At 55.0% G+C, this 9976-nt stretch carries 6 protein-coding genes; 5 read left to right on the top strand and 1 reads right to left on the bottom strand.

The genetic code is table 11. The annotated features are described in order from the left end of the window. Positions 1-298: 298 nt before the first annotated feature. The 3 genes from ENN66_10715 to ENN66_10705 are packed head-to-tail and all read left to right on the top strand — an operon-like array spanning position 299 to position 7236. A complete protein-coding gene (locus tag ENN66_10715) occupies positions 299-1321 on the top strand; it encodes an alpha/beta fold hydrolase (GenBank protein HDS17052.1) in 1023 nt (340 codons plus the stop codon). Positions 1322-1351: 30 nt separating this feature from the next. Continuing rightward, on the top strand, positions 1352-4222 hold the full coding sequence (locus ENN66_10710) for a PAS domain S-box protein (protein ID HDS17051.1): 2871 nt from the start codon (positions 1352-1354) through the stop codon (positions 4220-4222). Between the two features lie 32 nt (positions 4223-4254). Then, on the top strand, positions 4255-7236 hold the full coding sequence (locus ENN66_10705; protein HDS17050.1) for an amino acid dehydrogenase: 2982 nt from the start codon (positions 4255-4257) through the stop codon (positions 7234-7236). 33 nt (positions 7237-7269) lie between these two features. Here ENN66_10705 and ENN66_10700 read toward each other — a convergent pair whose 3' ends face one another. Next, positions 7270-7518: a hypothetical protein gene (locus ENN66_10700; GenBank protein HDS17049.1), complete on the bottom strand. Its 249-nt coding sequence runs from the start codon at positions 7516-7518 to the stop codon at positions 7270-7272. Positions 7519-7770: 252 nt separating this feature from the next. Here ENN66_10700 and ENN66_10695 point away from each other — a divergent pair, with 252 nt between their 5' ends. Then, positions 7771-9357 carry a peptide chain release factor 3 gene (locus tag ENN66_10695; GenBank protein HDS17048.1) on the top strand — a complete coding sequence of 529 codons (1587 nt, stop codon included), beginning with the start codon at positions 7771-7773 and terminating at the stop codon, positions 9355-9357. A gap of 145 nt (positions 9358-9502) precedes the next feature. After that, positions 9503-9976, top strand: a 474-nt coding sequence (locus tag ENN66_10690) for an excinuclease ABC subunit B (protein HDS17047.1), incomplete at its 3' end; no start/stop codon positions are given.

Genomic DNA, 9976 nt, shown 5'->3' with positions numbered 1-9976 from the left:
CTTTGCAAAAGTCACTGGCAAAGATCAGTTTGAAGGCGGGGCCCTGGTGTCGTCTGTAAAGGGTCGGATGCAGGTCCGGCAGACCGGGCCGGCGGGGTTATTTTAGGGTTGACAAATGGGTTTGAATAGCTCAGTATCCTTAAAGACTGTTCACTCTAGGGTCTGGATGTCTGAAATAATCGCGGAATTTTAGGCTCTTCTGGGAACATGACCTTGTTTCCGGAGGAGAGCGGGGTTCTTGTTCTCAAGAGAAGCAGGCGCGCTGAATAGTTGCGGTATTCTTGATACCGGAGGGGATATGCGAATGAGATTGTTCGCGGCGGCGCTTATTTTTTTTCCCCTGGCGGTTTTCCCGGCGGAGCCGGCTGCGACCCTGAACCGAGAGGTCGACGCGAAGATTATCGCTGAAGTCAAGACCCTGGCGCCGGAGCTTGAGGTCGGCAGTTTTGCCGGTCGTCAGGGGATTCGCATTGTTTATGCCGGCGCGGTAATTGATCGGGCGCTGGGGGTGGTCCTGCTGGTCAACGGCCGTAACGAGAGCCTGATCAAATACCTTTCGGTTATCGGCGAGCTTAACCGCGCCGGTTTTTCCGTTTATACCTACGATCATCGGGGGCAGGGTTTTTCCGGCCGGCTTTTACCCGAGCCGCAGAAGGGTCATGTCGACGACTTTGCCGATTATGTGGCCGATCTGCGCTGTTTTTGCGACCATATCGTTCGGCCCCGCTCGTCGGGGAAAATTCTCGGGTTGGCTCATTCTCTGGGCGGGACCATCGCTCTGCAGTATGCCCTGACCTATCCGCGGGAGTTCGCGGGCCTGGTCCTGGCGGCTCCGATGCTGGGTTTTTCCACGGCCCCATGGCCGGCTTTTCTGGTGCCGACCCTATTGGCTCTGCTTGATTTCTGCGGTTGTGAGCAAAATTATATCATCGGCGGCGGGCCTTTTATCCCGGAGCCTTTTACGGAAAATAATCCGCTTAATTCCGATCGTGAAAGCTATACGGCTTATCAGCGGCTGCTGGCGGAGCAGCCCTTGCTCCAACTCGGTTCACCAACCAATGCCTGGGTCAGGGAATCCCTGCGGGCGATCAGAAGGATCGAGGTCGAAGCAGCCCGCCTGGAGCTCCCCATCCTGTTGCTTCAGGCCGGGGATGAACGGGTGGTTGACAACCGGGCCCAGCGCCGCTTTTGTCGGCGGGCGGGAAACTGCCGTTTGTTGGCGTTTCCCGGTTCCCGCCATGAAATTCTGATGGAAAGACCGGAAATAAAGATTCCGGCCCTGCAAGCGGTGATCGATTTTTTCCTTGCTTTATGCCGGTAAAAGGCCGTCGTTTTTTCCTTTGTGAAATTAATGAGAAGCAGGTGTGGGGATGCCATGAGGTATTGTGAGATAAAGCAGGCCTGGCTGACAAAGGTGGTGCTTTTCCTGTTTCTGAGCATCGGTTGCGGTTGGTCTCCGTCGGTTCAGGCTCAGAAAACAATCAGCAATGGGGTTCTGGCCAAGCTGGCTCATACCCGTGATCTTCTGGCGGAAAAGGTTTTGGCGGTGCTTCTGACGCAGAAGGAAATAAATACAGGGGAGGAGCATGTCGGTTCCTATAGTTGGACCATTCCGCAGAATTATCAGAAGGTGCATGAATGCCTGCGGGATCTAAAGGTGGCTCCCTATGAGAATTTCGGTCGGATTACCCTGCAAGCCGTGTTGGCCGCTTACTGGCTGGCGTTTTTTCTGGCCGGGGTTTTTCTGTTTTACACCTATGCCCAGAAGCTGAAAAACGATAGACGGGCCCGCCGGGCCCTGCAGCAGTCCAAGGACTTTCTCCAGAATGTCATCGACGCCAATCCGGATCCGGTGGTGATTTCCGCTGATTATGATGTTCTGTTTGCCGATCACTCGGCCCGTGAACTTGCGGTCGGCGGTCGCGGTTTTACCGAGGCTGAAACCTTGAAGTGCTATGAGCTTTTGTATGGTCTGAATCACCCCTGCGAGAGCCGGGATGGCTTTCAATGCCCGCTGCGGCAAGAGAAAAACATGTTGCCCGAGACGAAGAACAACAAAACCATGCGCGATTCCAACGGCGAGTTGAGAAGTTTTGAGATTGCCATGGCGCCCTTGCCCTGTAACGGCGAATTTATCGGCATGGTTGAGTCCTTTCGCGATGTCAGCAGCCGGGTCAGGGCCGAGCAGGCTCGTTACTGTCTGGAAAGAGCGGTTGAGCAGACCGGTGAAACCATTGTTATCACTGACGCCGGAGGCGACATACAATATGTCAATCCGGCTTTTGAAAAGATTACCGGGTATCGGCGCGAGGAAGCCCTCGGCCGGAATCCGCGCTTTCTGCAAAGCGGTGAGCATGACCGGGCCTTCTATGAAAAGCTGTGGCAAACCCTGCTGCGGGGGGAAACCTGGCAGGGTGAGCTGGTCAATCGCCATAAAAACGGCGAGATCTACTATGAGGACGCGACCATCTCGCCGATCTATGACCAGGAGCGGCGGTTGATAAACTTCATCGCCGTTAAAAGGGATGTGACCAAACTGAAACGCTCGCAACAGGCCCTGCAGGAAAGCGAGGAATATCACCGCAGTCTGTTCAATGATTCCCCGGTGCCGCTTTTTCTGCAGGACTTTTCGGCGGCGGCGCTCAGGGTTGAGGAAATCAGGGCGGGCGGCGTCGACGACCTGAGGGCGTATTTCAAACAAAACCAGAAGCTCCTGGTGGAGCTGGCGGCGCTGGTTGAAACCACGGAAATGAACAAGGCGGCGCTTGAACTTTATCGGCTCGAGGATTCGCCGGCGCCGCGACAGGTTCTTGGCACAATCCTGGTGCCCGATGATTGTCTGCATTTCGCCGATCAGCTCGCGGCTTTTACCAGTGGTCTTGACTGGTACGATGGCAGTGGTCGCAATCAGGATAGCGACGGTAAAATTCTGCATGTTCTGATTAAGAAGGTGGTGATCAACCGCGCTCGGAACGGGCTCGCCAAGGTGCTGAGCGCGGTTAACGATGTCTCCGAGCTGCACCAAATGAATGAGCTGAAGAACAGTCTTGAGGATCAACTGCGGCAAGCCCAGAAAATGGAAGCCATCGGTACCCTGGCCGGCGGCATCGCCCATGACTTCAACAATATCCTGACTTCGATTATCGGTTATTCGGAACTGGCCTTGCTTGGTCTGCCGGAGGACGGCGAGGCGTATAAAAAAATCACCCAGGTAATCGCCTCGGGAAATCGCGCCTCGATGCTGGTGGGCCAGATTCTGACCTTCAGTCGTAAGGAGAAAACCAGCTTGCTGGTGCTCGAGCCTCATCTGGTTGTCAAGGACGCCCTGACAATGCTGAGTTCGATGCTGCCGGCAACGGTAAGCATCGAAACCGAGATTGATTCAGACTGCGGGCAGGTGAAAGCCGACCCGACCCAGCTCTATCAGATTGTGACAAACCTCTGCACCAATGCCTTTCAGGCCCTGGACAAACAGAAGGGGATTCTGCGGGTTACCTTGCAGCGCCGGGAGCTGGAGGGGCGCGAGCGAGCGGTCGCCGCCGGTGAGTTTGCGGGTCCTTTTGTGGTTCTGTCGGTTACCGACAATGGTTGCGGTATGGATTCGGCGACGCGGGAGAGGATTTTCGAGCCTTATTTCACTACCAAGGCGCAGGGGCAGGGGACGGGGCTGGGGCTGGCGGTGGTGCATGGGATTGTCGAAAGTTATGGTGGTTTTATCGAGGTTTCGAGTGAACTCGGCCAAGGAACCAGTTTTGAGGTTTATCTGCCGGTTTACAGAGAGACTTCGGCTGCGGTCGAGACCCCGTCCACGGTGTCCAGGAGTAGCGCTTTACCACAGGGCACGGAAAAGATTCTGCTGGTTGACGATGAAGAAACCATCGTCAACCTGGAGAAAACGATTTTAAAACGCCTGGGTTATCTCGTGGTCGCGACGACCGAGGCCCGGGAAGCGCTGGCCATGATCAAAGCTGATGCGGAAACCTTCGCTTTGTTGATCACAGATCAGAGCATGCCGTTTCTGACCGGTGAGGAGCTGGCCCGGGAGGTCGCGAAAATTCGTCCTGCGCTGCCGGTTATTTTATGTACCGGTTACAGTTCGGTGCTGTCGAAAAAGGAGGCGCTGGCGGGCGGCGTCATCCGGAAGGTCTTTAAAAAACCCTTGAGTTTACAAGAACTTGCCGTCGGCATCAGGCAGGTATTGGATAACCCTGAAGGTTCCTGAACCGTTGATTGTAGAAAGGTGAGATAAAATTTATGGCAATATCATCCTCCCGTAGAAATCGTCTAGTACAAGGTCTGCAGCGGCGGCTTACACAGCGTCTGCGGCGGCATAAGGCCAACCTGACCTGGCTTCAGGCCAATATGAATCCTGATTTTTTCCGGACCATGAAAGATCATCCCGAGGTTGTCGATCTGCTTGTCGCCGGTCTCGATACCTTGGGTCTGAACCGTCATTTGCTGCTTGCCGACCGCTCCGATCTTCTGATCCGGGCCGGCCTCAGCGCAGCCGGATCAATCTACAAGACTCTGGCCGAGCTTCAGGAAAAACCGATTTATGCCGAGATCACCCATTCTTACGGCAGGCTGCCCGGAAGTGAGGCCGTGCTTGAGGTTCAGCGCTACGAATTTCGTCAGATCAGCAGTCGTGAGGTGCGGGCCGCCGCCGGCGTCGAGCTGCCGCGGGGGCTTTGCCGAGAGGTCGGCGCGGCCATGCACAGACTTTATCCGGAGTTTGATTTCGCTCGGCTGCGGAAAACGCTGGAACTGCTGGCGGTCAATAATTATGATTATCTGCGGGTCTCGCCGCCGGAGAGAATCGCCCGTCTGCTCTGGCTTTATCGTCAAGGTTGTCGGTATGATGGCCTGTACTTTGCCGTGGAGGAGGGGGTTGACGCCTGTGACCACCCCGAGGTCAGAATCCTGTTTTCGGTCGGCAATCCTCCCGGCCGGGATTTTTTGCGACAGGTGCTGGAGGTTTTTCATCGTCTGGATGGCCGCGTCAGCCGCGCCTACTGTCTGGAAATCGAGACCGGGGTCAACCCGCATTTTCTGGGTACGTTTTATCTGGCCAGGTGCAGTCGCATGGATGATGAATTTTATCAGAGGTTGCGCCGGGAACTTTATAATACCCAGATTCTGAGTAACCAGGACAGCCTCTATCGTCAGTACGTGCTCGGCAATCTGGCCGACAGTGAGGATCTGCTTCTGATCAACGCCATGATCACTTTCTGTCATACCAACCTGGCTCATAATCAGCCCGATCTTTACGATCTGGATGAAGTCCGGCGCGCTTTTCACGGCAGTCCGAAAATCGCTTTGGCCCTGGTCGCTTTTTTCCGGGCCCGCTTTGCCCCGGTCGTAACCGAACGCGCCTTTGCCGGTCCGCGCCTGCAGGAAGTCGAAAGGTTGATCGCCGACTATCAGACCGGGCATCGCCATTTCGATGAACTGCGGCGCACGATCTTTACTACCGCTTTACTGATGATTCGCCATACCCTGAAATGTAATTTTTTTGTTTCCGAGAAACAGGCGCTGGCTTTTCGTCTGAATCCGGTTTACCTGCTGGAGCTTAAGGCCGAGGCCACGGCCGATTTGCCGGCTGGCGATCGGCCTTTTCGGATTACCTATTTTTACGGTCGTTACGGGGCCGGCTATCATGTCGGTTTTTCCGATATCGCCCGGGGCGGCTGGCGCACGATCACCTGTACGACGCTGGATGACTTTCTGGCCACGGCCGCCACGCTGTTGCGCGAGGTCTATGTTCTGGCCCATACGCAACATCTCAAGAACAAGGATATCTATGAGGGAGGATCCAAGCTGGTGGTGGTTCATGACGCCAGTGATCTCAAGGATGACAGCGCCCGGCTCCAGAGTCTCTACAAGTTGCAGTATGGTTTCATCAACGCTTTTTTCGATCTCTATGTCACCGGCGCCGACGGTCGCGCGCTCAATCCCCAAGTGGTTGATTATTACGGCGATGACGAGGCCATTGAGCTGGGCCCCGATGAAAACCTGCATGATTCGATGATTGAGCTGATCGCCGCTCAGTCGCAAAAGCGCGGCTATCTTTTGGGGCGCGGGGTCATCTCAAGCAAACATGACGGGATTAATCATAAGAAGTACGGCGTGACTTCACTCGGGGTCGTAACGTTTGCCGAAATCACCCTGGCGGAACTCGGGATCGACATGCGCCGCGAAACGTTCAGGGTCAAGTTGACCGGCGGTCCCAACGGCGATGTGGCCGGTAACGCCATGCGTCTGCTGCTGGAGCGTTGTCCAAAGGTCAGGATCGTCTTGCTCGTGGCCGGGTCCGGGGTGCTTTTTGATCCCGAAGGACTCGATCGGGAAAGTTTGCGGAAACTGGTTCTGAAAGAAAATATCGATGCTTTTCCGGCGGATCGGCTTAATCCCGGAGGTTTCTTGCTGCTGCGGCGGGAGCGGCGGCGGGAAGGCCTGGCCGAACTACATAAAAAACTTTTTCGCACTCCTGGCGGAGTGCGTGAGGACTGGGTCACGGCGGATGAATTTCATCGCGAATTTGACCGCGCGATCTTTACGGTGCCGGCGGAGCTCTTTATTCCTGCCGGCGGCCGGCCCGAGACGGTTGATAGCCATAACTGGGAGGGTTTTTTTGCCGAGGATGGGACTCCGAGCTGCCGGGCTATCGTCGAGGGGGCCAATTCTTTCTTTACCCCGGCGGCGCGGGAAAAACTGCAGGAACGGGGCATTGTCATCATGCGGGACGCCGCGGCCAATAAATGCGGCGTGATTTCATCTTCTTACGAGATTATCGCCAATCTGCTGCTTTCGGAGCGGGAGTTTATCCGGCATAAGGAAGAGTACGTCGGGGATGTTTTGGTCCTTCTGGAGAAAAGGGCCGCCGACGAGGCGCGACTGATTCTGCGGCGCTACCGCGAGGGAAAGGGGGGCGAATCCTGTACGCAGATCGCGGCGGCGGTAAGTGCCGAGATCAATCATCACTACAGACGTCTGTATGATTATTTTCAGGCGCGTCCGGAACGTCTGGCAAAACCTGATCTGAGACGGGTCCTGCGCGCCCATCTGCCCCGCTTTTTGCAGCAGTCCCGTTTCGCTTCCCGGCTGAATCGCCGTCTGCCCCTAAAATATCGGGCCGCCATGGTGGCGGTTGAAATCGCGGCGCGCATGGTTTATGATAACGACTGGGGGCAAGACTTCGAAGCTGAACTGACGGCCTATGTTAAGAAGAAATTCTGAGGGGTTATTCGGTGGAATTTATCAGGTTTATTTTTATATGATCGTGTCGCATTTGGCGCCCTCAAGCCTCGGGGCTTCGCCTTCGCGGGCACAAGTATTCCACATTACCATCTTCTGGCAGTCGTGTGGGTAATCTCCCCGTTGGACTTCCTTTTCGACCCATTCTATGGCTTCCATCTTCAAGGTGAAACAGGGGCCGTAAGTATAACCGTTACGGTAATCGAAGAGGAGGCCGCGATAAACCAGAAGATCTTTACGTAGTCTGTTTCCTGCTACCTGCATGTCACATCCTGTCGTCATCGGTTATGGTGGGCAACATTCAAAAGCTTGGCATAATCGGAACCGATACCGTTATTTTTTCGGATTTGTCAATCATATTTTGAACCGGTCGCCAAAATAGTTGACAAAAACTACTTTGTTGGCTAGAGCACGGCCCGTTTTTGCTGATCTTTTCACCGCTTCTTCTGCAAGCGGTGAAGTTAAAAACTTATACGTTTCCGGACCTGCGGGCCGGGAGCGAGAGCGAATGGAATCTTGAGCACCCTTTTAGAGAAAGAAATTTTAAAAAGGCGGACCTTCGGCATTATCAGTCATCCCGACGCCGGCAAAACCACTTTAACCGAGAAACTGTTGCTTTTCGGCGGCGCCATTCAGATGGCCGGGGCGGTCAAGTCCCGTAAAACTTCCAGGCATGCGACCAGTGACTGGATGGCGATCGAGCAGGAACGCGGCATCTCGGTGACTTCGTCGGTGATGAAATTCAACTATCGTGATTTAGAGATCAATTTACTGGATACACCTGGTCATCAGGATTTTTCCGAGGATACTTATCGGGTTCTGACCGCCGTCGACAGCGCTCTGATGGTCATCGACAGCGCCAAGGGAGTGGAGCCGCAGACGGAAAAACTGATGGAGGTCTGCCGCCTGCGCAATACCCCGATTATTACCTTTATCAACAAAATGGATCGCGACGGTCTGGAACCGCTTGAAATTCTGCATGATATCGAGGATAAACTGCAGGTCGAATGCGCGCCGCTTTCCTGGCCGATCGGTATGGGTCGGCTGTTTAAAGGGGTCTATGATCTCTACCGGCGGCAACTGCGTTTGTTTACGCCCGGCCAGGAGAGCCATCGGCAGCCGGGGATCGTCGTGGAAAATTTGCAGGACCCCTTGCTTGATAAACTTCTGGGCATGCAGGCGCAAAAACTGCGCGAGGACGTTGAACTGATGGAAGGCGCGGCCAATCCTTTCTCGCACGAGGATTACCTCAAGGCCTCTCAGACGCCGGTGTTTTTCGGCAGCGCCATAAATAATTTCGGGGTCAGAGAAATGCTGGACGCTTTTGTGGAACTGGCCCCGCCGCCCGGTCCCCGGCCGACGCTGACCCGAATGGTGCGTCCCGAGGAGGAGGCCTTTTCCGGTTTTGCTTTTAAAATCCAGGCCAACATGGATCCCGCGCATCGGGATCGCATCGCTTTTTTTCGTATTTGTTCGGGAAAGTTTGAACGCGGTATGAAGGTGCGTCATCATCGTCTGGGCAAGGAGGTGACGGTGGCCAACGCCACGATTTTCATGGCCCAGGACCGCAATCATGTCGAGGAAGCCTGGCCCGGCGATATCATCGGTATTCATAATCATGGCACGATCAAGATCGGCGATACCTTCACCACCAAGGAAGAGCTTAAGTTTACCGGAATTCCAAGCTTCGCGCCGGAGCATTTTCGCCGGGTGATTCTCAAAAATCCCTTGAAAGCCAAGCAGCTCAGCAAAGGGCTGCTACAGTTGGCCGAGGAAGGTGCGGTGCAGGTTTTCCGACCGCTGCTCGGCAGTGATTATATTCTCGGGGCGGTCGGCGTGCTTCAGTTCGAGGTGACGATTGCCCGGCTCAAGGCTGAATACGGGGTTGACGCCGTCTACGAAACGACCGATTATGCGGCGGCCCGCTGGGTGGTTTGTCCTGATCGCAAGGAACTCGAAAACTTCAGAAAGAAGAATGAGAATCAGCTGGCCCTGGACAGCGAGGAACAGCTGGCTTTGTTGGCCTCGAGCGAGTGGCGTTTGAACCGGACCATCGAGCTTTTTCCCAAAATAATTTTCAAAAAAACCCGGGAATACAACTGATGCGGGAACCATCCCCGCAACCCCAGCGGGCTTTATCCGCCCGTAGATAAGGGTTCTGTCAGGCGCTGCTCTCGTGGTTGCCCTAAGGACTGGGCCGGAGCCGGTCGCGAAAAGTCAGCCGGAGAGAATCGTTAATCAGGGACTGATGCCATTTACCATCGTTGCGCCGTTTACTCCTCAGGGAGACCAGCCCCAGGCGATCGCGAAGTTGAGCGCCGGCATTGCGGCCGGTTTGCGCAAGCAGGTCCTGCTCGGCGTGACCGGTTCCGGCAAGACCTTTACCCTGGCCCAGGTGATCGCGGCGGTGCAGCTGCCGACCCTGGTCATGGCTCCGAACAAAACCCTGGCGGCGCAGCTCTATCAGGAGTTCAAGGATTTTTTTCCACATAACCGGGTTGAATATTTTGTCAGCTATTACGATTATTACCAACCCGAGGCCTATCTTCCGGCCACCGACACCTTTATTGAAAAGGATTCCTCGATCAATGATCGTATTGACAAGTTGCGTCACGCGGCCACGGTTTCACTGCTGGAACGCGATGACGTGATCATTGTCGCCAGCGTTTCCTGTATTTACGGTTTGGGCTCTCCCGAGGCCTATCAGGGGATGTTGCTTTAT

Source organism: Pseudomonadota bacterium (assembly GCA_011049115.1).
GTDB lineage: Bacteria > Desulfobacterota > Anaeroferrophillalia > Anaeroferrophillales > Tharpellaceae > DSCM01.
Note: the sequence above shows the minus strand (reverse complement) of the source record. Positions and strands in the feature narration are given on the sequence as shown.